This is a genomic window from Caulobacter sp. FG7 (assembly GCF_057808875.1).
This window is the reverse complement of the sequence record NZ_JBMDIW010000031.1, coordinates 26946-49337: the sequence shown is the minus strand read 5'-3', so window position 1 is coordinate 49337 and position 22392 is coordinate 26946. Positions and strand designations below refer to the sequence as shown.

The 22392-nt window shown below is 70.5% G+C and carries 15 protein-coding genes and 2 pseudogenes; 5 read left to right on the top strand and 12 right to left on the bottom strand.

Features of this window, described 5'->3' with window-relative positions:
* Nucleotides 1-115 precede the first annotated feature (115 nt).
* From ACODR1_RS20895 to ACODR1_RS20875, 5 genes and pseudogenes are all read right to left on the bottom strand, one after another.
* Nucleotides 116-997, bottom strand: a complete 882-nt coding sequence (locus ACODR1_RS20895; protein ID WP_488882155.1) for a rhamnogalacturonan acetylesterase — start codon at nucleotides 995-997, stop codon at nucleotides 116-118.
* Nucleotides 998-1054: 57 nt separating this feature from the next.
* Nucleotides 1055-1176, bottom strand: a pseudogene (locus tag ACODR1_RS20890) (hypothetical protein); the annotation flags it as partial.
* Nucleotides 1177-1180: 4 nt separating this feature from the next.
* Nucleotides 1181-1930, bottom strand: a complete 750-nt coding sequence (locus tag ACODR1_RS20885) for an SDR family NAD(P)-dependent oxidoreductase (RefSeq protein ID WP_488882154.1) — start codon at nucleotides 1928-1930, stop codon at nucleotides 1181-1183.
* Between the two features lie 13 nt (nucleotides 1931-1943).
* Nucleotides 1944-3212 (bottom strand): MFS transporter, encoded by a 1269-nt coding sequence (locus ACODR1_RS20880; RefSeq protein WP_488882153.1) that lies wholly within the window; start codon nucleotides 3210-3212, stop codon nucleotides 1944-1946.
* Between the two features lie 293 nt (nucleotides 3213-3505).
* Nucleotides 3506-5215, bottom strand: a pseudogene (locus tag ACODR1_RS20875) (alginate lyase family protein); the annotation flags it as partial.
* A 602-nt stretch (nucleotides 5216-5817) separates the two neighbouring features.
* On the opposite strand from ACODR1_RS20875, the gene ACODR1_RS20870 reads away from it, so the two are divergent.
* Nucleotides 5818-6786, top strand: coding sequence for a bifunctional helix-turn-helix transcriptional regulator/GNAT family N-acetyltransferase (locus ACODR1_RS20870; protein ID WP_488882152.1), 969 nt, complete (start codon nucleotides 5818-5820; stop codon nucleotides 6784-6786).
* A 144-nt stretch (nucleotides 6787-6930) separates the two neighbouring features.
* Here ACODR1_RS20870 and ACODR1_RS20865 read toward each other — a convergent pair whose 3' ends face one another.
* Nucleotides 6931-10149: a glycoside hydrolase family 2 TIM barrel-domain containing protein gene (locus ACODR1_RS20865; RefSeq protein ID WP_488882151.1), complete on the bottom strand. Its 3219-nt coding sequence runs from the start codon at nucleotides 10147-10149 to the stop codon at nucleotides 6931-6933.
* Between the two features lie 87 nt (nucleotides 10150-10236).
* Nucleotides 10237-11709 carry an alpha/beta fold hydrolase gene (locus ACODR1_RS20860; RefSeq protein ID WP_488882150.1) on the bottom strand — a complete coding sequence of 491 codons (1473 nt, stop codon included), beginning with the start codon at nucleotides 11707-11709 and terminating at the stop codon, nucleotides 10237-10239.
* Nucleotides 11710-11819: 110 nt separating this feature from the next.
* Here ACODR1_RS20860 and ACODR1_RS20855 point away from each other — a divergent pair, with 110 nt between their 5' ends.
* Complete coding sequence (locus tag ACODR1_RS20855; RefSeq protein WP_488882149.1) at nucleotides 11820-13244, top strand: LytTR family DNA-binding domain-containing protein; 1425 nt, start codon at nucleotides 11820-11822, stop codon at nucleotides 13242-13244.
* 195 nt (nucleotides 13245-13439) lie between these two features.
* Here ACODR1_RS20855 and ACODR1_RS20850 read toward each other — a convergent pair whose 3' ends face one another.
* Nucleotides 13440-14015 (bottom strand): TetR/AcrR family transcriptional regulator, encoded by a 576-nt coding sequence (locus ACODR1_RS20850; protein WP_488882148.1) that lies wholly within the window; start codon nucleotides 14013-14015, stop codon nucleotides 13440-13442.
* A gap of 105 nt (nucleotides 14016-14120) precedes the next feature.
* Here ACODR1_RS20850 and ACODR1_RS20845 point away from each other — a divergent pair, with 105 nt between their 5' ends.
* Entirely contained in the window at nucleotides 14121-14861 is a 741-nt protein-coding gene (locus ACODR1_RS20845; RefSeq protein ID WP_488882147.1) for an SDR family oxidoreductase, read from the top strand.
* Between the two features lie 88 nt (nucleotides 14862-14949).
* On the opposite strand, the gene ACODR1_RS20840 is transcribed toward ACODR1_RS20845, so the two are convergent.
* From ACODR1_RS20840 to ACODR1_RS20830, 3 genes are all read right to left on the bottom strand, one after another.
* Nucleotides 14950-16269 (bottom strand): hypothetical protein, encoded by a 1320-nt coding sequence (locus ACODR1_RS20840; protein WP_488882146.1) that lies wholly within the window; start codon nucleotides 16267-16269, stop codon nucleotides 14950-14952.
* A gap of 23 nt (nucleotides 16270-16292) precedes the next feature.
* On the bottom strand, nucleotides 16293-17534 hold the full coding sequence (locus ACODR1_RS20835) for a trypsin-like serine protease (protein ID WP_488882145.1): 1242 nt from the start codon (nucleotides 17532-17534) through the stop codon (nucleotides 16293-16295).
* A gap of 117 nt (nucleotides 17535-17651) precedes the next feature.
* Entirely contained in the window at nucleotides 17652-18989 is a 1338-nt protein-coding gene (locus tag ACODR1_RS20830) for an ATP-binding protein (protein ID WP_488882144.1), read from the bottom strand.
* A gap of 253 nt (nucleotides 18990-19242) precedes the next feature.
* On the opposite strand from ACODR1_RS20830, the gene ACODR1_RS20825 reads away from it, so the two are divergent.
* Nucleotides 19243-20835: a methyl-accepting chemotaxis protein gene (locus ACODR1_RS20825; protein WP_488882163.1), complete on the top strand. Its 1593-nt coding sequence runs from the start codon at nucleotides 19243-19245 to the stop codon at nucleotides 20833-20835.
* Nucleotides 20835-21104, top strand: coding sequence for a hypothetical protein (locus ACODR1_RS20820; protein ID WP_488882143.1), 270 nt, complete (start codon nucleotides 20835-20837; stop codon nucleotides 21102-21104). Before ACODR1_RS20825 ends, ACODR1_RS20820 begins: the two co-directional genes overlap by 1 nt.
* Nucleotides 21105-21260: 156 nt before the next feature.
* Here the strand turns inward: ACODR1_RS20820 and ACODR1_RS20815 are convergent, their stop codons facing one another.
* Nucleotides 21261-22391, bottom strand: coding sequence for an aldo/keto reductase (locus ACODR1_RS20815; RefSeq protein WP_488882142.1), 1131 nt, complete (start codon nucleotides 22389-22391; stop codon nucleotides 21261-21263).
* Between the last annotated feature and the right edge of the window lies 1 nt (nucleotide 22392).

Genomic DNA, 22392 nt, shown 5'->3' with positions numbered 1-22392 from the left:
GAATTTTCAGGCCAATTTACGCACGAAACCACTGGACCAAATACTATACCAATTTAGACCAGTTGTAGATGCTGCTAGACCCTCTCTCTTAGAGAGAGGGTTTGGTGACGCCCCTCTAAGGCACCAGCTGGCTGCGCAGCCCCGGAACCGCGGCGGCCAGGTCGTCGGCGACCAGCTTGGAGAACACCCGCGCGCCGGTATCGCCGACGTGGGTGTAGTCGAACTTGCGCACCTGCTGGCCGCGCGGACCGGTCTCGGTGGTGGGAACGTCGGGCTGGCGGGCCTCTTCGGCGGCGCGGGGCGGCAGGGTCGTGCCGGCCCTGGCGGCCTCGACCTCGCTATCGATCGGCTCGGCCTGGGCCAGCTTCATCGAGTCGACGGGACCCAGCTTCTGGACGATGCGGGCGCTGGACTTGTTGAGGTCGACGAGCGGCGTCTTGGTCTCTGTCGCGACCTTGCGCACCTCGTCGGACCAGACGTCCAGCGTGTTCTTCAGCTGGCCCTTGGCGAACTCGCGGCGGGTCAGCGGAGTCAGCAGCACCGGCTGGGCGCCGGCGGCCCGCACGTCCTCGACGAAGCGCTTGAGGTTGGCCGGGAACTCGGTGGCAAGGTCGGTCCAGCGCTCGCCCTTGGACGACTGGTCGTTGTGGGCGAACTGGATCAGCACGTAGGTCGCCGCGTAGCCGGAGACCTTGGCCTCGGCCAGCGCGATGTCCCACGAGCCCTCGGCGCGGTAGCTGCGGGTCGAGCGCCCGCCCCGGCCCAGGTTCAGGCAGGCCACCGACGACTTGACGTGATAGTCGCAGAACGCCGAGCCCCAGCCGCTGCCGACGGCCGTGGTGGAGTCGCCGACCAGGATCACCTTGTAGGGCTTGATCGGCGGGGCGTTCGTGCGCGGCTCGCGGTCCTTCACCGGCCCCGGCGGCTGGGCCAGGGCGGCCGGCGCGGCGGCCAGCAGGGCCAGGGTCGCGAGCATCGCGGTCGTGTTGTTTTTCATCGGATCCTCCCTGTTGTTGTTGGCCGCACTGACGGCGGCCTGGACGGGATCGGGATGCCGCCCTCGTCCTTCGACAAGCTCAGGATGAGGACGACTGACAGCGTCGCCTCACCCCAAAAATCCTCATCCTGAGCCTGTCGAAGGACGAGGATTTTCCTTCCGCGGAAGGCGCTGGGAATAGCCCTACGAGAAGGCCAGCCCGCCGTTGATGTCGAGGTTGACGCCGGCCAGGAACGAGGCGTCGTCCGAGGCCAGGAAGGCCACCGCGGCGGCCACTTCCTGCGGCGCGCCCTCGCGGCGCAGCGGGGTGTTTCCGGCCACGGCCGCGCGGCCTTCGGGCTTGGAGAAGATGTCGTGGAAGCTGGTGCCGATCAGGCCCGGGCACAGGGCGTTGACGCGGATGCCGCGCGGGCCCAGCTCCTTGGCCCAGCCGCGGGTCAGGGTCATCAGCGCGCCCTTGGAGGCGGCGTAGACGCTGGCGCCGGGGCCGCCGCCGTCGCGGCCGGCCTGGGAGGCGATATTGACGATCGCCGCGCCGTCCGGGATGTGCGGCAGGGCCGCCTTGGTCACCAGGAAGGCCGACTTCAGGTTCAGGGTCATGACCTGGTCGAAGAAGGCCTCGTCCATGTCGGCTAGGGTCTTGCGGGCCACCATGCCGCCGGCGAGGTTCACGAGAATGTCGATCCTGCCGGTGATCGCCGAAGCAGCCGCCACCAGGCCGGCGACCTCGCCCGCGTCGGTGACGTCGGCGCGGTGCAGTACGGCCTTGCCGCCGGCCGCCTCGATGCGCGCGGCGGTGTCCTTGGCCGAGGCCTCGTCGCCGCGATAGTTGACGACGACGGTGGCGCCCTCGGCGGCCAGGCGCAGCGAAACCTCGCGGCCGATGTCGCGGCCGCCGCCGGTGACCAGCGCGACCTTGCCGTTGAACCTCATGCGGGTCCCCTTTTTACTGACTGTCCGAGGAAGGCGCCGGCACGGGCGATGCGCGCCCGCCCAAGAGCCAGAGAGAGATGACGCCCAGCGGCACGATGACCGCCGCCAGGACGAAGATCGGGGCGTAGCCGTGCTGGGTCATCGCCGGCACCAGCCAGGTGGTGACCAGCGTGCCGGCCACGGCCGCCGTGCCGCCCACGCCCGCGATCGTGCCGACGGCGCCGCCGCCGTAATAGTCGCTGGGCAGGGTCTGGATGTTGTTGATGGCCACCTGGAAGCCGAACAGGATCACGGCGATCAGCAGCACGGCGGCCAGCGGCGTGGCGGCCTTGGCCGTCAGCAGCAGGGCCGGCAGCATGATCGCCCCGCCCAGGGTGACGGCGAACCGGCGGGCGCTCAGCGTCTTCCAGCCGCGCCGGATCAGCGCCCCCGAAAGCCAGCCGCCGCCCAGGCTGCCCAGCATGGCGCCGACGAACGGAACCCAGGCGAACAGGCCGATCTGGCGCACGTCGAAGCCGAAGGTCTCGGCCAGGTAGATCGGCAGCCACGAGACGAACAGCCACCAGACCGGATCGAGGAAGAAGCGCGAGACGATGATCGCCCAGCTCTGCTTCTGCCTCAGCAGCTCACGAAGGTTCGGCGACCAGCCGGCCTTGCCCGAGGCGTCGCCGCGGTCGGCGATGTGGGCGCGCTCGGCCTCGCTCAGCCACGGGTGGGCGCCGGGGTCGGCGCGGTAGACGAAGAGCCAGGGCAGCAGCCACAGGAAGCCCAGCACGCCCACCACCAGGAAGGTCGCCCGCCAGCCCAGGAGTTCGAACAGCAGGGCCACCAGCGGCGCCGAGACGATGGCCCCGATGGCCGCGCCGGAGTTGAAGATGCCCTGGGCCAGCGCCCGCTCGCGCGGCGGGAACCACAGGGCGTTGGCCTTGACCGCGCCGGGCCAGTTGCCCGCCTCGCTGATCCCCAGGGTCACGCGCAGCAGGGCCAAGAGGCCCAGCGAACGCACCAGGCTGTGGGCGGCGATCGACACCGACCACACCAGGATCGACACCGCAAAGCCCATCCGCGTGCCGATGACGTCGAACACCTTGCCAAACAGCGACTGGCCGCAGGCGTAGGCGATCATGAAGATGGTCACCAGCAGGGCGTAGTCGGCCTTGTCGGCGCCGATGTCCTTCGACACCGCCGGCCACATGACGGCCAGGGCGTTGCGGTCGATGTAGTTGATGACCGTCGCCAGGCCGACCAGGCTGACGATCAGCCAGCGAAGCCCGCCCTTCATTTGGCGGCTCCGGCGCTGTCGAAGCGGGCGAAGTGGCCCTTCCAGGCGATGGCCTTGCCGTCGACGCTGGCCTTGTGGGCCGCGCCGGCCTCGGCGCTGTCGGCGATGGCCAGCACGATCGAGCGGCCGCCGGCCAGGACGATGGTGACGACGTCGGCGTCGGCGGTGCGCGCGTGGCGCAGGGCCTCGATGCGGCTCGTCGAGCCTTCGGTGGTCTCGGCCGAGGGGTCGTAGACGCCGTGCGGCTCGAGCACCCCGACGAAGGTGGTCTCGCCGTCGCTCTTGACCCGCTGGATCAGCGCCGGCTCGCGGCGCAGGTTGAACTTGGGGTCATTGGCGCCGCTTTCGGCGATGATCACCTGCGTCCCCGCCGGCGGCAGCATGCGCCAGGTGTAGAACCGCTCGCCGTTGATCCAGGTCAGGCGGGCGTTGGAGGCGTCGGGCGTTCCGGTCGCGTCGACCCACAGGTGCTGGTAGCCGTCGTCCTTGCCCAGCACCGGCCGCGTCGACAGGTTCTGCTGCAGCGGGAAGCCGGCGTCGATGATGTGGCCGGAAAAGTGCAGCGGCAGGTCGTACTGGGCCGGCTTGTCGCCCTTGACCTTCAGCAGGTCGAGCACCAGCGGCGGGCCCTTGCCGGCGTCGACCTGGACGATCGAGCGGCGGAAGGTCACGCCCGGCCAGGCCCCGGCCATCTCGGCCGTGCTGATCTTGGCGCTCCCCTCGGCCGAGAAGAACAGCTGCCTGGGCGCCATCGTATTGGCGACCTTGACCTTGCCGTCGAACTGGCTGGTCTCGTTCACCACCAGCGTGTTGTGGGCCACGGTCTGCTTGGCCCAGGTCTCGTTTTCCTTGAGGTAGCGGCCGCCGTCCTTGGCCTCGATGTTGAGGAAGCGGGCCGCGCCGTAGTCGGTGACGATCGCCCGGCCGGCGTCGTAGAGGATCCAGTTCAGCTTGTCGTAATGGCCGTGGCCCATGCCCTGGGCGGTGTTCTTGACCGCCACCACCTCGTCGTCGTCGCCCGGTCCCGCACGCATCACCGCAATGGCGCCCTGGTCGCCGTCGGGCCCGTCGCGAAACAGCATCGAGGCGTAGGGGAACGGCTTTTCCTTGCCGGCCGAAAGGTCGCGCGCCACGGCCAGGCCGTCGGGCGTCAGGGTGGTGCGGCCTTGCCACTGGGCGATCGACAGCAGCGCCGGGTCCTTGGTCGCCCCATAGGCGATGGCGATCGACTGGTAGAGCTCGTCGGTCTTGAGGCTCTTTTCCAGCAGGGCGTCGTTGAACGGGAAGAAGTAGCCGTCATAGGTCAGCTGCACGGCGGCCTTGACCGCCTTGGTCAGCACGCCGTCGCGGTACTGGAAGATCTTGCGGCCCGGCTCGTTCTCCTCGATCGCGTGGGCGAAGACGACGAACGGCTGCAGGGCGTAGCGCTGGTAGTACGGCCCCTCGGCGTAGTAGCCGTCGGGCGAGAACAGCTGGTCGATCTGCTTGAGGAAGCCGACCTTGCCCGAGCGGTCCGTGCCCTTCAGGGCCTTTTCCACCATCACCGGGTCGCGCAGCACATAGCCGGTCATGCCGACGGCGGCGCAGGCCCAGGTGGCGTGGTTGTGGATGATGTCGAAGACCTGCGGCTGGTCGTCGGCGATGAACTTGGCCATCGGCCGGAAGACGCCGTCGTCGATGGTCTTGCGGTCGGCCTCGCTCAGGGTGTCGCGGATCGCGTCGTAGCCCTGGATCGAATAGACCACCCAGACCGCGTCGTTCAGGCTCTGCCAGAAGAGCTTGCCGGCGGCGTTGTTCTTGGCGGCCGGGTGCAGGCCAAGGGTCGGATAGAGCCCGGCGTATTCCAGCAGCAGCCGGCGGGCGTAGTCGGCATAGGCCGCATCGCCCGTGGCGCGGTACAGCATGCCCGCGCCGTAGATGGCCATGTAGTTGCGCTTGTGCTGCTCGTGGGTGCGGCCGCCGCCGGGATCCTTGGGAACCGGCACGTCGATCCCGGCCTTCATGGCCGCGTCGACCTCCTTGCGCACCCGCTTCAGCTCGGCGGCGAACATCGGATAGCGCTGCCCCTCGGTGCGCATGGCCGCCAGGTCGGCGCCGCCGACCAGCACGGGCGCGAGGCCGGGCTGCACCTGAACCTGGGCGTAGACCGCAGCCGGGGGCTCGGCCTTGGCCTGAGCCATCGCCGCCCCGCCCGGCAGGGCCGCCGAGGCCAGCAGCACCAGGGCCATGGCCCGTCGCCGAATGTTTCCCACGCTCAACTCCCACGCGGCTCTCTGGCCGCTCCGCTGACTGACGCCCAGACGGCATACATGGATGCAGACCATTTGTCCTAGCAAAAATTGGGGCGGTCTGGAAAAATTGGTTCTCGCATTTTTCTATACCAATTTCAGAACTGGTCTACTGGATACATCCGACCTCCCCCGCGAAGGCGGGGACCCAAGCTGGCTCTCCGAATGACGCGCAGCCGTGAACATCCCTCAGCCTCAGCTTGGATCCCCGCCTTCGCGGGGAAGGTCGGCGGGAGGGGCGTTCAACCGCCGGACTTGCCACCGCCCCGAAAATCACATAGCAAGACATATAGCACGCTATGCATATGGATCGCGCCATGACCGACATCGTTTCCGACCGCGCCGCCCTGTTCCTGGGCAGCCGCCTCAAGCGCCTGGCCGAGCGGATGCAGTCGCAGGTGACCCGGCTGGTCGAGAAGGCCGACCTGCCGCTGCAGCCCAGCCACATGCCGGTGCTGGGCACGCTGGACCGCGACGGCCCGCAGACCATCGGCGCCCTGACCGAGGCCATGCAGGTGGCCCAGCCCACCGTCACCCGTGCGGTCGCCCGGCTCACCGAGCTCGCCCTCGTGGAGACCAACCGCGAGCACCGCGACCAGCGCCACAAGACCATCCGCCTGACCCCGGCCGGCCGGCAGGCGCTGGACCGCGCCAAGATGCTGGTCTGGAACCGGGCCGAGGCCGCCGTCGAGGAGGTGCTGGCGAAGCTGGATCCCTCGTTCCTCGACCAGTTGACCAGGCTGGAGGCCCTGCTGGCCGACGAGCCGCTGGACGTCCGCGCCGCCCGTCACATCGAGGCCGGCGTCACGGTGGTCGAGTTCACCGACGCCCTGGCCCCGGCCTTCAAGTCCATCAACATGGAGTGGCTGGAGGACATGTATGCGGTCGAGCCCGTCGACCTGAAGGTGCTGGACCATCCGCGCGAGGCCATACTCGACCACGGCGGCGCCATCCTGTTCGCGGTCGTCGAGGGCGTGGGCCCGGTCGGGACCTGCGCGCTGAAACCCTCGGGCGGCGGCGCCATCGAGCTGACCAAGATGGGCGTGCTGAAGTCCTCGCGCGGCGCCAAGATCGGCGAGGCGCTGCTGGCCGCCGCCATCGCCCGCGCCAAGGCCATGGGCGCTGCGCCCCTCTACCTGCTCAGCAACAAGAAGTCGGCCGCCGCCGTGCACCTCTACGAGAAGCTGGGCTTCGTCCACGACGAGGAAATCATGGCCAGGTACGGCGCGGCCTACGACCGCTGCGACGTGGCGATGGTGTATCGGGGGCAGCCCGCCCCTCTTTAAACCCTCTCCCAGAGGGAGAGGGAGGGGCGCAGGCGAAGCCTGGGAGGGTGAGGGGTTACAACGGCTGACGTCGTGCCGGCACGCCGTCTTCGGTCCCTACACCCTCACCCCGGCCCTCTCCCCATGGGAGAGGGAGCGTACGGGCTACTCCACCTCCGTCGCGCGCGCCGGCCGCGCCTTGTCCGGCGTCGTCCCCTCGCCGGTGAAGGGCGAGAGGCGGAAGCTTACCCGCGTGGGCTCCAGCTTCGTGCGGTACTTGCCGTGCGGCTGGCCGACGTGGTTCCAGGTGGTGTCGCCGCCGACGCCCCATTGGGCGGCGTCGACGATCAGGGTCGCCTCGCCGTGGGGGACGATGTCGGACGACTTCCAGGTTCCGGCCGGACGGCGGTAGAGGTCCTGGTAGGGGAAGGCCAGGGCCTGCATCATCAGCGGCTTGTCGGCGTCGACGCGAAGGCCCCTCCCCTGGCCGCCCGAGCCCAGCTCCATCCAGCGGACGTCCAGCTTGTTGCCGGTGTCCTGGGGCCGCATGTAGTCGTGGTTCTGGTCGGCCAGGGCCCCACGCCACAGGCCGATCGGGGCCGAGGTGAAGCGGTCGACGTAAGACTCGTGCGGACCGCGCCCCAGCCATTCGACGGTCTTGGGCTGGCTGGGCAGGGTGAACCACAGGCCCACCCGCACCGGCGGCGGCAGGTCGTCCTTGAGCGGAACCAGCTCGCCGCTGACCGCCACCGAGCCGTCGCCGGCCATGGCGTAGGTGGTGGTGAAGGTCGCCGCCCCCGCGCCGAGGGCATATTCCACCACCACCCGGGCCGTGCCGTCGTCGACCTTGTGGGCCGCAAAGCCGCGCAGCTGGCGCGCGTCGGTCATCACCCGCCAGGGCTTCTGCTGGGCGACCGTGCCGTTGAGGGTGTCGTTGTCGGTCTCGGCCCGGAAGAAGTTGGGCTGGCCGCCCTTGGCCAGCACCGTCCCGTCCTTCGTATAGGAGGCGACGAGGCCGGTGGCCGGGTCGATGGTCAGCTTCGCGCCGGCCGCCTCGAGGACCACCGCCTCCTTGGTCTGGCTGAGCGCCACCGTTCCGGGGCGATCGACGAAGGCCTTGGGCGCGGCGTAGACGGCAAACTGCTCCCAGCCGACCACATAGCCGGCCGGGGTCAGCGGCACGGCGCCGGCCCGGGCCTTGGCGCGCACGGTGACGAAATATTCCGAGCCCTGTTTCGGCGTCAGCTTGGGCAGCGGCAGGGTGATGCGCTGCTGGCCGCGCGCCTTCAGCGCCAGGGCCGGCAGGTCGCCGCGGGCGATCTCGACGCCGTCCTCCTCCAGCACCCAGTCGAAGTCGAAACCCGACAGGTCGCGGAAGTCGTGGCGGTTGGTCACCTTCAGCGAGCCGTCGACGGCCGAGAAGGCGGAAAACTGGATCGGCGAGAGCACCTTGCGCACCTCGTAGAAGTGCGGATTGGGCGTGCGGTCGGGCTGGATCATGCCGTCGCCGAACTCGATGTCGCCGCCCGGGTTCTTGCCGTACTCGCCGCCGTCGCCCCAGTAGCGCCTGCCGTCCTTGGTGTAGCGGTACATCGACTGGTCGACCCAGTCCCAGATGAAGCCGCCCTGCAGCTTGTCGTAGGCGTAGATGGTGTCCCAGTAGTCCTTGAAGTTGCCGCCGCCGTTGCCCTGCATGTGGGCGTATTCGCACTGGATCATCGGCTGGGTGCGGGTGGGATCCTTGGCCCAGTCGACCATCTTCTCGATGTCGTCGTACATCGGGGCGTAGATGTCGACGTAGGCGTTGGGCTGGTGCTCCCAGTCCAGCGTGCCCCAGCCGAGATACGAGATCAGGCGCGAGGGATCGCGCTTGCGGGCGGCCGCGGCGGCCTTCTCGAAATTGGGGCCGATGCCGGCCTCGTTGCCCAGCGACCAGAAGATCACCGACGGGTGGTTCTTGTCGCGCTCGACCATGTTCAGCACCCGGTCGCGGTGGGCGGCCTCCCAGGCCGGGTCGAAGCCCAGCTGCATCTGCTCGCGCAGGGCCGGGACCTTGTTGCCGTAGTCCATGTAGGCGTGGCTCTCGATATTGGCCTCGTCCATCACATAGAGGCCGTACTCGTCGGCCAGGGCGTAGAAGCGTTCGTCGTTGGGGTAGTGCGAGGTGCGCACGGCGTTGATGTTGGCCCGCTTCATCAGCTCGATGTCGCGGCGCATGCTCTCTTCGGAGATGACGTGGAAGGTCTCCGGGTCGTGCTCGTGGCGATTGACGCCGCGGATGACGATGGGGCGGCCGTTGACGCTGACCCGGCCGTTCTTGATCTCGACGGTGCGGAAACCGATGCGCTGGGGCGTGGCCTGGACCACGTTCCCCTTGGCGTCCACCAGCTCGACCAGCAGGGTGTAGAGGTTGGGGGTCTCGGCGGTCCACGGCTTGACGCCCGGGACGGTCGCGTCGAGCGAGACTGTGCGCGCGGCGCCGGGGGCGACCTTGGTCTCCTTGGTAAGCACGGCGCGGTCGCCGTCCAGCAGGGTCATGCGGGCGGTCAGCGCAGCCTTGCGGGCGGTCAGCGACAGCTCGGTCGACAGGGCCCCGTCGCGATAGGCCTTGTCGAGGCCGGCCTTGACGAAGAGGTCGCCGGCGCGGGCCTGGGGCACGGCCTTGAGGTAGACCGAGCGCTCGATGCCCGAGACGCGCCAGAAGTCCTGGTCCTCCAGGTACGAGCCGTCGGCCCAGCGGTGCACCTGGATGGCGATCAGGTTCTGGCCCGGCTTGACGTGTCTGGTGACGTCGAACTCGGCCGGCAGCTTGGAGTCCTCGTAGTAGCCGACCTCCTGGCCGTTGACCCAGACGCGGTAGGCCGCCCCGGCCGCGCCGATGTGCAGGATCACGTCCTGGCCGCTCCAGCCGGCCGGAACCTCGAAGGTGCGGCGGTAGGAGCCGACGGGGTTGGTCGCGTGCGGGATCAGCGGCCGGTTGGCCGGGAACGGATAGGTGATGTTGTTGTAGCGGGCCTGGTCGTAGCCTTCCGCCTGCCACATGGCCGGCACCTTGATGTCCTTCCAGGACGAGGCGTCGTAGTCCGACTTTTCGAAGCCCGCGGGCGTGTCATCGGCCGACGGCGAGAAGTGGAAGGCCCACTGGCCGTCGAGGGTCAGGTAGCGGGCCGACCTCGTCATGTCGCCGGCCAGCGCCAGCTCGCGGCTCTCGAACGGGAAGTGGGTGGCGACCGCCGGCAGCTTGCCGCGGGCGTTGACGGCGGGGTTTTCCCAGTCGGGACGGGCGGGAGCCACCTGCACCGGATCGACCTTGGGCTGGGCGCTGACAGCCCCCGCCAGCACCATGACCGACATGGCCGCGCCGGCCGCCAGGATCTTCCGCATGCACGCCTCCCAGAACGCTCGCCCGTTGGATCGGGCGAGGCCTGTCTAGCATGCGGGATTCATTTGTCAGACAAAAGAGACAAATCGTCAGCCCAACTGGAACTTCGGCGGCGGCAGGCTCAGGCGGACGTCGGACATCGCCTCGCCGCCGAAGAACCGCACCAGCAGAGACTGCACGTCGGGATGGGCCTCGAACACGTTGTGGCCGGCGTTCTCGACGATCACCCGGGTCTTGCGCTGGAACTGGGCGACCACCTCCTCCTGCTCCTCCAGCGGCGTGCGGCCGTCCAGCGTGCCCGCCACCAGCAGGGCCGGATGTTCGATGCGGATCGGCTCGCGGAAGCGATCGCCCAGGTCGACGCCCGGGATCGCGCCCAGCACGTGCGGCATGGGAAAGTTCAGCGCGTCGCCCAGCACGGCCTGCTGCGCCTCGCGCCGCACCACGGCCAGTTTCGCGGGCGTGATCCCCGACGCCAGGTCCATGGCCGCGGACATGCCGCCAACGCCGAGCAGGCCCACGAACTCGTCGAGGAACGGCGCCAGCACGTCGGTCTTTCCCGCGTCGAGCGCCAGGTACAGCCCCGGCAGCATGACCAGGGTGCGCGGATTGGCGATCAGCCCGCCGGCCATCAGCTGGATGGCGAAGCCGCCCAGCCGCAGCTCGACCGGCGCGCCGTCCAGCTTGGCGGTCAGGATCGCCGGCGCCGCCTCGAGGCGCGCATGCACCCGCCGCATCAGCGCCGGAAAGTCGGGGATCGCCGCCCGCACGGCGGGGTCGGCGTCGAGCAGCGCGTCCACCCGGGCCAGATAGGCGTCGATCCGGGCCGGGCGCTTCACCGTCTGGTCCTGCCCCTCCAGGCTGGCCAGGGCCACGCGACCAACCCTGTCGCCATGCCGCTTGAGCACCGACAGCGCCAGGTGGCTGCCGTAGCTGATGCCCCACAGGTCGATCTTCTCCACGCCCAGGTGACGGCGCAGGTCGTCCAGGTCGTCGGCGCTCTGCTCGGTGTTGTAGCCGCGCATGGCCACGCCCGCCCGGATCCAGTCGACCCAGGCCCGCTGCAGGTCGTCGCGGAAATAGGTCGTCAGCCCCTCGTGCGTGAAGACCGGCAAAGGCGCCTTGGTGGCCGGTCCGGGCGGGATCGCGCCGAACGCGCCCGTGCCGCGCTGGTCGAAGGCGATGACGTCGGCGACCTCGCGCAGCGCCATGAAGATCGGGAAGCGCGGACCGGCCGCCGCGCCCACGCCCGAGCCGCCCGGCCCGCCGGCCAGGTAGACGATCGGCGGGCCGGGCCTGGCCGCCGTCGAGGCAAAGCGGACATAGCTCAGCTTGATCCGCCGCGAACGGGGATCGCGGCGGTCCTCGGGAACCTCGAAGATCCCGCGCTCGGCGTCGACCTCCTGGCCGCGCCAGCCCTTGAAGCGGAACGGACCGGCCTTGGGCAGGTCGGCCGGGGGGGCGGCGTTCGCGGAGGCGGCGTTCTGGGCGAGGGCCGAGACGGGAAGGGCCAGGGCGGCGCCGGCGAGGATGGCGCGGCGATGAAGCGGTGCATGGGTCATGCCGCCAGCTGACCCGCTCGCGCCGCCGCCGCCACACGACTTCGGCCAACGGCGGCCTTGGATCGGCGAATGGCGGCGCGACTCGGCGAACGGCGCCATACGGTGAAGCCATGTGGCGCATCCTGCTTCTCACCCTGCTCGTCGCGAGCCTGCCGACCCTGGTTCGGGCCCAGCCTCAAGGCCCGGCCTGGCAAGCCTGCCATGGCGTGGCCGGGCCGGACGGACCGGTGCTGAGCGACTGCCGGCCGATCGCGGGCGTCGTCGATCCGCAGGGCCGCGAGCTGTGGATCCGCTCGACCCTGGCGGCGCCGACGGACGATCGCCCCCGCGCCCTCTACGTGGCGGGCGTCGCCTCGTCGCAGGCCTGGCTCAACGGCCGGCCGCTGGGCGCCAACGGCCAGCCGGGCGGGGCGGCGCGGGCCGAGACCCCCGGCCGCTACCAGGCCATCCTGCCGATCGGCGAGACCCTGTGGCGGCCCGGCGCGAACACCCTGGTGCTGCGCCTGTCGTCGTTCCACGGCGGCCTGCGCTTCGCGGCCCCGATCAGCGCGCTGGGCGTCTGGCCCTATCCCTATCCCCAGCGCACCGGCTTCCTGGCGGTGACCTTCGCGGCGACGGGCGCGCTGCTGGCGGCGGCCTTCGGCTTCGGCGTGATCCACGCCCTGCGCCGCACCGGCTCCAGCCTGATCCTGGCGGCCATGGCCGCGATCGCGGCGCTGCAGGCCGTGGTCGAGAGCCTGCGGGCGTTGATCGACTATCCCTATCCGCTGCATGCCTGGCGGATGAGCGCCATCTGGCTGCTGGCGGCGGCCTTCGCGGTCCTGCTGACAGCCTATGCGGCCAGCCGGTTCCTGCCCCGGGGCCGCCGGCCGATGATCGGCCTGGCCCTGGTCGTCGTCGGCGCCACCGCCCTGGCGCCGGGCTTCGACGGCAAGACCGTCTGGGCGCTGGTCCTGGGCGTAGCGCTGGCGGCCCTGCCGGTCGCCGCGGGCGTGCGCGCAAGAACGCCGGGCGCGCGACCGGCCCTGGCCTATCTGGCGCTGTTCCTCGCCCTGGCCCTGGGCTTCCCCGAATGGCTGGCCGACTTCTCCTACTTCCTGCTGGCCGCAGGCCTGCTGCTGCCGCTGCTGGTGGTCGAGGTGGTGCGGCTGGGTCGCGACGACCAGGGCCGCGAAGCCGCCCTGACCCGCGCCGCCGGCCGCCCGGACCGGCTGACCGTGGCCTCGGCCAAGGGCGTCGAACTGGTGCCGATCGCCGAGATCCTGGCCGTGGTCGGGGCCGACGACTATGTCGAGCTGCGGCTGGTCGGCGGCCGCAGCCTGCTGCACGCCGCCCGGCTCGAAGGCCTGTCGACCCAGCTTCCAGGCAGCTTCCTGCGCGTCCACCGCTCGGTGATCGCCAACCTCGCCCAGGCCCAGCGGCTCGAGCGCGACGGCGACCGCTGGCGGCTGCACCTGAGCGAAGGCGCGCCCCTGCCCGTCAGCCGCTCGCGTCAGCCCGCCGTGCGCGAAGCCCTGGACGCCGCATCGGTCTAGGGGCCGATCGACATTCACCGACGGCCGTCCCCTCAATCCGTTCTTCCCCGCGAAGGCGGGGACCCAAGCGGAGGTTGCGGGTCGCTCGCGGCCGCGCCGTCTCCTGAAATGCAGCTTGGATCCCCGCCTTCGCGGGGAAACTCGGTGAGAAACGACCAGAAATGATGAAGGTCGATCCGCCCTAGGGGCCCGCCCCTACCGCAATCCGCGCAGCGCCAGCCGCGCGGCCTGCCGCAATTCGTCCTGCCCCGCCCCGCCGCGGGCGGCGACCTTGAGGCCCGAGCGCAGGGTCAGCAGCATGCGGCCGGCCGCCTCGGCGTCCAGGCCCGCGTCGAACGCGCCCGCCGCGATCCCGTCCTTCACCCGCGCGGCGAAGGCGGCCACGACCAGGGCGGCGGCGGCGTCGTTGAGGGCGTTGACCTCGGGGTCGCTGCGGCTGAACTCGACGATCGAGCCGACGCCCAGGCAGCCGGTCTCCAGGTCTTCGGCGTCGCCCAGGCCCGCCAGCAGCGCCGCCTCGATGGCCTCGGGCGCCGAGCCGCCGCCCTCCAGCGCCTGCGTCATCTGGGCCAGCGAGCCGTCCGAGTAGCGGCGCAGGGCCTCCAGGAACAGCCGGCGCTTGTCGCCGAACGCGCCGTAGAGGCTCTGGCGGCCGATGCCCATGCCCTCGATCAGGGCGCTGGTCGAGGCGGCCTCGTAGCCGTGGCGGGCGAACACCCTGATCGCGCTGGCGATCGCCTCGTCGCGATCGAATTCGGAAGGTCTGGCCATGATCGCATCCTAGCGATCTGGATCGATCAGTCCAGAATTATTCTTGACCGATCGATCCGGAACGCACAGGTTATGGACCAATCAGTCCATAACGAGGTTTCCAAGATGACCGACAGCAGCTTCACCCCCGACGCCCCGGCCCTGGTGCTGGGCGGCTCGCGCGGCATGGGGGCGGCGATCGTGCGCCGCCTGGCCGCCGAGGGCCGGCCCGTCGCCTTCACCTATGCCGCCTCGCCCGGCCCCGCCGCCGCCCTGGCCGCCGAGGTCGAGGCGGCCGGCGGAACGGCCCTGGCCCTGCAGGCCGACAGCGCCGACGCGCAGGCCGTGCGCGCGGCCATCGAGGCCGCCGTGACGCGCCTTGGCAGGCTGGGCGTGCTGGTGGTCAACGCCGGCGTGCTGAAGGCCGGCACCATCGACCAGTTCGCCCTGGCCGACTTCGACCACATGCTGGCGGTCAATGTGCGCGGGGTGTTCGCGGCCATCCACTACGCCGCCCCGCACCTGGCCGACGGCGGCCGGGTGATCGTCATCGGCAGCAACACCGCCGGCCACATCGGCACGCCCGGCTCCAGCGTCTACGCCATGACCAAGGCGGCCGTGGCCCAGCTGGCGCGCGGCGCGGCCCTCGACCTGGCGTCCCGCAAGATCACCGTCAACACCATCCAGCCCGGCCCCATCGCCACCGACATGACCGCCGACCTGATGGACTACATCACCCCCCGCCTGCCGCTGGGCCGCATCGGCGAGGCGAGCGAGGTGGCGGGCCTGGCCGCCTGGCTGGCGGGACCGGACGCCGGCTACATGACGGGCGCGGCCCTGACGATCGACGGGGGATGGAGCGCTTGAGGGAGGGGCTCGAAACGGCGACGAGGGAGCCGGCCTGCCCGCCGGCTCCCTTATCCGCCCCGATCCGCTCAGATCAGATCAGATCAGATCAGATCGACAGGTCTTCGAGCACGTCCTGCAGCTTGCGGAAGTTCTCCTTGTCGTTCTCGAAGCCGGCCAGCTTGCCCGACAGATCGACCAGCGAGGTCATCACCGCGAACGCGCCCTCGTAATAGGCCGCCCGGTCTTCCGGCTTCATCTTCTTCCAATCGAGCGTCGCGGCGTGCTGCAGCCGATCGACGGCCTTGAACAGCGCAGCCCCCAGCGCCGTACGCGGGCATTTGGCGCCCAGCACCAGTTGCGGCGACGCGTCGCCCGGCGGCGGGGTGCGGCAAGCGGTGATCTCGGCCAGGGTGCGCTTGGCGACGACGTCGCTGGCACGGCTGCGCGCGACCACATCCAGTTCCGCGGACGCCGACAGCAGGTCCTGATAGGCCTTCAGCAGCGCCGGATCCGAGCCGATGCTGGCTGGCCGCGCCCCTGGCTTCTGAAGCTGGGCGTAAGCGACCCAGCGGGCGCGGAAGGTGCTCTTGGCGTCAAGGCGCGAGCCGAGCTCGGCCACCCGGGCCGCCTGGTCGATCGACAGGATGGCGAGACGCAGTTCCTGGACTTTTTCTTCGTTGGCGAAGAACTCGCGGATCGCCTTTTCACGCATGGCCTGGTCAGCCGCCGTGCCGATCAGCACGACCACCTCCTTCATCGCCGTCAGCAGGGCGAAGACCGCCGCGACACTGGTGTGGGAGCCGGCGCCCTCGGCCGAGCCCACACGCCAGCCCTTGCCGTTGATCTCATAGAGCTCCGCCAGATCCTGATCCTGCCACGCCGCCCCGTCCGGCGCCCGCCCGAAGCTGTCGAAGGCCACGGACTGGCACGCCCCCTTCAGCGCGTCGGCCAGGGCCGTCTGCTGCTGCGTCGCCTCGGGCAGGGCGACGTCGTAGCCGCTGCGAAGCGCCGAATAGAGGCCCACAACTGTTTCCGGCGAGGCCTTGGCCGTTTCGCTCAGGGTGTCGCCCAGCCCCTTCACCTCGGCCTGGCCGCGAGCCGCGGCCCCCGAGGCCTTCAGCGGATTGCACAGGAGAAGATCGGCGATCGGCTCGACGTTCGTTGGTTCGGGCTGTTCGGCGACACCGAGAAAGGCGCGCAGCGCGACGTCGCCGCCGCCAACGAAACCGGCCTGAGCCTCGTGCAGCAGACCCGCCCGCGTCGCCCGGCGATAGCTCGCCCCGTTGTCGCCCAAGGCCGTGTCCACCGCCCCGAACGCCTTGCCATAGGCCTCGATGGGCTTGGCCAGGTGCTGGGTCGTGGCGCAGCCGCTCAGGGCGACCGTGCCGACCGAGGTCAGCAGGGCCGCGTTTCTCAGGAACTTCATCTTGGATCCCCCTATTTTTACCGTCAGTCGAGCGCCGGAAGCGTGGACGCCGCCGTCGCGCAGCTGTTGGGCTCTGCATCGCTGTCGCCCGTATTGACGGCGATGACCGCGAGGTCGCGCGCCGCGCCGTCGAACAACGGGGCCCCGCTCAAGCCGATCACGCTGGGGCATCGATGGCGCCAGCCATCCTTGCTGAGCGATCCCTGCTTCAAGCACTTCTTCTGATCGACCGGAGCCGGCGCCTGGCACCAGGAGTAGTCGGACTGGCCGCCCCCTTTCGGCGGCTGAAAGAACTGCTTGGCGAGATAGTCGGGCGCGTATCGCTTTCCGTCCGTCGCGAAGCCTATCGATTGGCGCTCGGCCGTCCAGGTCGCCGCCATTCGATAGCTTCCCGGCGCGACGCCCGGGCGCGAGATCGGCAGCGTCGCCCTGGCGAAGCGCGCCCCCTCCGGTGATCGAGCGAAATCCGCCGGAAGGTCGATGATCCCTATGTCCATCGCCAGCCCCAGTTCATCGCGGATCGCGGTCTGGCTGGCGCTGACCTTGCCGGGGCAGGAGAACTCGCCCGAGAGCTTGCTGCCCTCCGGCCAAACTCTCCCCATCAGCACCGTCATCTTCGGCGACAGACAATGCCCCGCCGTCAGCACCCGTCCATTGCCGATCAGCGTGCCGTTGCAAGGCGCCAACCCACTCGATCTGTCAAAAACGATCAGCACCAGGGCGTCGCGCAGGCGGCCGGTCTGGTCCGGCGGGAACTGACCGTCTTCGACCTCGCCGCTTTGCAAAAGCGGAACGACGGTCACCTGGCCGCCGTAGCCGACCAGGGGCGCGAACCGCTTCAGGTCGCGATTGGCCAACTCCCGAATAACCGCCACCGCCTTGAACCACGGCGTCTTCACGTCGATCGCCGGAACGTCCAGCACCACCTTCGCCTGCCGATAACCGTCGAGCAGAGGCACGCTGCGCAGATCAAGGAACTTGTCCCCGGACTTGGCCTCCTCGAGCACCTGAATGCTCGCGGGATCGACGGCCACGGTCGTGGTCGCCCCCTGGGACAGCGGGTCGATCGGGTCTGAATACTCGATCTGGTAGCGGCTCGCCGCCGCCAGCATCGGGTCGATCCGCAGCTCCAGCATGGGCTTCAGCAGGTTTCGCGGATCGAAGGCGGCCGACTTCACGACGCTAGATACACGACTGGGCAGCTGCTCTTTGGCCGGCTTGCACTGGGCGGCCGCGCCCTGCGAAACACCCAGGGCGACCGCCAAGCCGCCGCCGATCGCGCACCGTCCCCATCTGCCCATCGCCACCCCCATGACAGATAACAACGTTATTCGTTATGGTGCAGCTTAACAATCTTAAATTGTTAACGAGGCATCGCTGCCTTATAGATTTATCACTTCCCCCGCCGGCGGCCAGACGCTGGCCGTCACGCCGCCGCCGTCGCGGTTGGCGATCTGGAGGCGGCCGCCGAAGCGCTTGAGGAGGCGGTCGGCGGTGGGGATGCCGAGGCCGAAGCCGCCAGTGTCGCGGGCGCGGGCGGCGTCGCCGCGGAAGAAGGGCTCGTAGATGCGGGCCAGCACCTCGTCGGTCAGGCCCGGGCCCTGGTCGAGCACCTCGATGCGGGGGCCTTCCGGATCGTCAGCCACCAGCCGCACCTTGGCCTTGCCGCCGAAGCGCACGGCGTTGTCGACCAGGCGGATCAGGGCCTGCTCCAGCGGGTCGCGATGGGTGCTGACGGTCAGGGACTTGGGCCCCTCGTAGCGAGCCAGCTTGGGCCAGCGGGCGATCACCGCGCGCACCAGGGCCGGCAGGTCGACGCTCTCGGCGGTGCTGGCCGCGTGCTGGGCGCGCAGCCAGGCCGACAGCGAGCGCAGCATCTCCTCCAGCTCGTCGACATTGCCGCCGACCATGGCGCGGATGTCCTCGGGCTCGACATAGTCCGAGGCCAGCTTCAGGCGGGCCAGCGGCGTGCGCAGGTCGTGGCTGAGCGCCTCCATGGCCCGGGCCTGGTCCTCGATCAGGCCGGTGATGCGCTGCTGCATGTCGTTGAAGGCGCGGCCCAGTTCGGCGAGATCCGTCGGCCCCTCGACGGCGACCGGCTGGGGCGGTCCCTCGCCCACCCGGCCGGCGGCCTCGGCCAGGCGGCGCAGCGGCTCGCCCAGCTGGCGCAGGGCGTAGGCCCCCAGCGCCACGCAGGCCAGGGAGAAGGCCAGGGTGGTGGCCACCGCGCGCAGGGCGATCGGCCAGGGGCGCGGGAAATGGCGCGAGCGGAACGACAGCCAGCGGCCGTCCGACAGGCCCATGGCGCCGACGAGATCGCGACCGCCGTCCGACTGGTCCTCCGACCACAGGCGCAGGGGCCGCTTGGCCAGGCCCGGCTCCCACTGGCGCACATAGCGGATGATGGCGTTGGCCTCGCCGGCCTGGGCGCGGGCCTGGGACGGGGCCTGCGGCGGGGCGGCGACGACCTCGGCCTCGAGGTAGCGGGAGGTCATCACCTGGTCGAGATCGGCCTGCGACAGGCGGCTGACCCGATCGCCCACCACCAGCAGTTCGGCGATGCGGCGGGCGTGGTCCTCGCGCAGGGTCTGGCGGTCGATCGCCTGGTAGAAGGCGACGCTGGCCGCCAGCTGGACGAACACGATCGCCGCCACCACCAGGATGGAGCGGCCGATCAGGCCCCGGGGCCGCCGCAGAATGTCTCGCACCTTCGAAGCCATGGCCAAGGCTTACACAGGCCCGCGCCCCGGGGCCACTACAGGTTGACGTCGTCAGCACCAGGACATTGCCCGGACGGTCGCGCGCGATCGGAAAGCCAACCAGGCATGTCGTCGCTATCTCATTTTGAGAATATATGAGCACCTCATACGTATTGGTACGTAGTAACCATGCGCGTTGTTTCGCCGGTTTTGTCACGACCGATTAACGCTCATCCCGGATGCTTGCCGTGAAATACCGGAGGCGGGCGTGCGTTTGATCCAGTTCGACAGTATTGAGGCCCAGCGTCGGGTCGGCGGCCAGCTGGTGATCGGCTGCGTTGCGGCCAGCGCCGTGGTGGTTCCGATCGCCTGCCTGCTGGCCGGCGCGCCGCTGCTGGCCCCGGCGGCGGGCTCGGCGGCCCTGGCGGTGCTGGTGCTGGGCGCCTACGGCCTGTGGCGCGACCGCCTGGCCCAGCAGCTGTGCACGGCCCTGGCCCTGGTCGGCCAGGTCGCCCTGTTCGTGCTGGCCTTCCGCGGCCACCCCCTGCAGGACGAGGCCCGCCTGGCCCTCCTGGCGGCCCTGGCCCTGCTGGTGGCCTATGGCGACTGGCGGGTGGTGGCGGCCGGGGCGGCCGCCGTCATCGGCGTCGACCTCGTGGCCGCCGGCCTCTTCCCCCACCGGCTGGCCGCCGACGAGAGCCTGCTGGCGCTGGCCCTGCGGTCCGCCATGACCGTGACCACCGCCTGGTCGCTGGTCTGGCTGACGGCCGGGGTCTCGCGCCTGTTCGTTACCGTCAGCGCCCGCACGGAAGCCTCCGAGCGCGCCGCCCGCGCCGCCGACGAGGCCAACGCCGCGGCCCTGGCCGAACGCGCCGCCGCCGACCGCGCCAATGCCGAGCGCGCCCGCCTGAAGGCGGCGATGGAAGCCGAGCAGACACAGGTGGTCGAGCACCTGGCCAGCGCCCTGCGCCAGCTGGCCGGGGGCGACCTGACCTCGCGGCTGGAGACCCGCTTTTCCGCCCAGTACGAGCCGCTGCGCCAGGACTTCAACGACGCCGTGGCCAAGCTGCGCGCGGCCCTGGGCGAGATCAGCGGCAACGCCGCCAGCATGAGCGCGGGCGTGGCCGAGATGAGCCGCGCCTCCGACGAACTGGCCAACCGCACCGAGGACCAGGCCGCCAGCCTGGTGGAGACCTCCACCGCGCTTGGCCAGATCACCGCCACCGTCAACGAGACCGCCGACAACGCCCGCAAGGCCAACGCCGCGGCCGCCCGCGCCCGCGAGGAGGCCCAGCGCTCGGACCCCGTGGTCACCGAGGCGGTCGAGGCCATGACCCTGATCGAGACCTCGTCGGGCCAGATCGGCCAGATCATCGGGGTGATCGACGAGATCGCCTTCCAGACCAATCTCCTGGCGCTCAACGCCGGGGTCGAGGCGGCCCGGGCCGGCGACGCGGGCAAGGGCTTCGCCGTCGTCGCCCAGGAAGTGCGGGCGCTGGCCCAGCGCAGCGCCGACGCCGCCCGCGAGATCAAGGCCCTGGTGGCCGTCTCGGGCGACCAGGTAGCCGCCGGCGTCGAGCGCGTGGGCAAGACCCGGCAGGCCCTGCAGCGCATCGTCGCCCGCGTGACCGAGATCGACGTCCAGATCGACGCCATCGCCCGCTCGGCCGCCGACCAGGCCTCGAACCTGGGCGAGGTCAACACCACCATGGGCGCGATGGACCGCGTGGTGCAGCAGAACGCGGCCATGGTCCAGGAGACCACCGCCGCCGCCCACGCCCTCAACGCCGAGGCCGCGGAACTGGCCGCGCGCATCGGCCTGTTCCGCACGCGAGACACGGCCGCCTCCAGCCAGTGGGCGGCCTGATGACGGCCAAGGTCGCCGAGTTCACGCCCACCGACCTGATCAAGCTGTTCGCGGCGACCTGGCTGCCGCTGTGCGAACGGCTGGAGACGGCCGGCGTGCTCGACCGCGCGGCCCTGGCCGACGCCATGGGGCTGTACGTGACGCCGGGCGAGGCGACCGCCAGCGCCGCCATGGTCGAGGCGCTGCAGATCGTGCTGTGCCGGCCCAGGCCCGAACGCGGCCCCAGGCGCGAGCCGGCGCTGCGGGTGATCGCGGGGGGATTGGGGTAGGCCAGAGGAAACCCTCTCCCAGAGGGAGAGGGAGGGGCCCAGGCGATAGCCTGGGAGGGTGAGGGGTTACGAGGCCGGACGGCGTGCCGGCGCTCCGTCGAACGCCGTAACCCCTCACCCCGACCCTCTCCCTATGGGAGAGGGAGCCAGGCCTCCTCACCCCTTCGGCGGGGCCTCGACTTCGGAATAGGCCAGCACGGCGGGCGGCAGGCGCAGGCCCTTGACCTCGATGGCGGCGACGGCGGCGTTCAGCTCGGCGAGTTCGGCGGGCGAGAACACCACCCAGGCCGCCCCGACGTTCTGAAGCATGTGGGCCATCTGGGTTGTTCCGGGGATCGGTACGATCCACGGCCGCTGGGCCCGCAGCCAGGCCAGGGCGACCTGGCCGGGAGCGCAGCCCTTGCGCCGGGCCCAGTCCTTGACCAGCGTCACCAGCGCCAGGTTGGCCGGCAGGTTCTCGGCCGCGAACCGGCCTTCCAGCCTGCGGATGTCGCCGTCGGCGTAGCGGGTGCGCTCGTCGATCGCGCCGCCCAGGAAGCCGACGCCCAGCGGGCTCCAGCACACCAGGCCGATCCCCAGCTCCTCGCAGGCCTTCAGCACCCAGGCCTGCGGCCCGCGCCACAGCATCGAATACTCGTTCTGGACGGCGGCCAGCGGCAGTTCGGCGTGGGCGCAGCGCAGGGTGCTGGGCCCCATCTCGCACAGGCCCCAGTGCAGCACCTTGCCCTGCGCCATCAGGTCCTTGACCGCGCCGGCCACGTCCTCGATCGGCACGGCCGGGTCGACGCGGTGCTGGTAGAGCAGGTCGATGCGGTCGGTGCGCAGCCGCTTCAGCATGCCCTCGACCGCCAGCTTTATGTGTTCGGGCCGGCTGTTGAGACCGGGACCGCGGGCGCCGGTTTCCAGGTCGATGTTCCAGCCGAACTTGCTGGCGATCACCACCTCGTCGCGGAACGGGGCCACGCCCTCGCCCAGGATGCGCTCGACCTCGTGCGGGCCATAGGCCTCGGCGGCGTCGAAGAAGGTGACGCCCTGGTCGCGGGCCTTGCGGATGATGTCGATCATCTCGGGCCGGTACGGGATGGTCGTCTGGTAGGTGCGGCTCATGTTCTGGACGCCCAGGCCCAGGCCCGAGACCTCCAGCCTGCCCAGCCGGCGGCGATCCATGGCCGTGGCCCTGGTCGGCCGCGCCTGCGCGCCGGTCGCCGCCAGGGCCGCCGGCGCGGCCAGGCCCAGGGCCAGCAGGCCGCGGCGGTCGACGCCGCCGCGTGTCTGATGTTCGCTCATC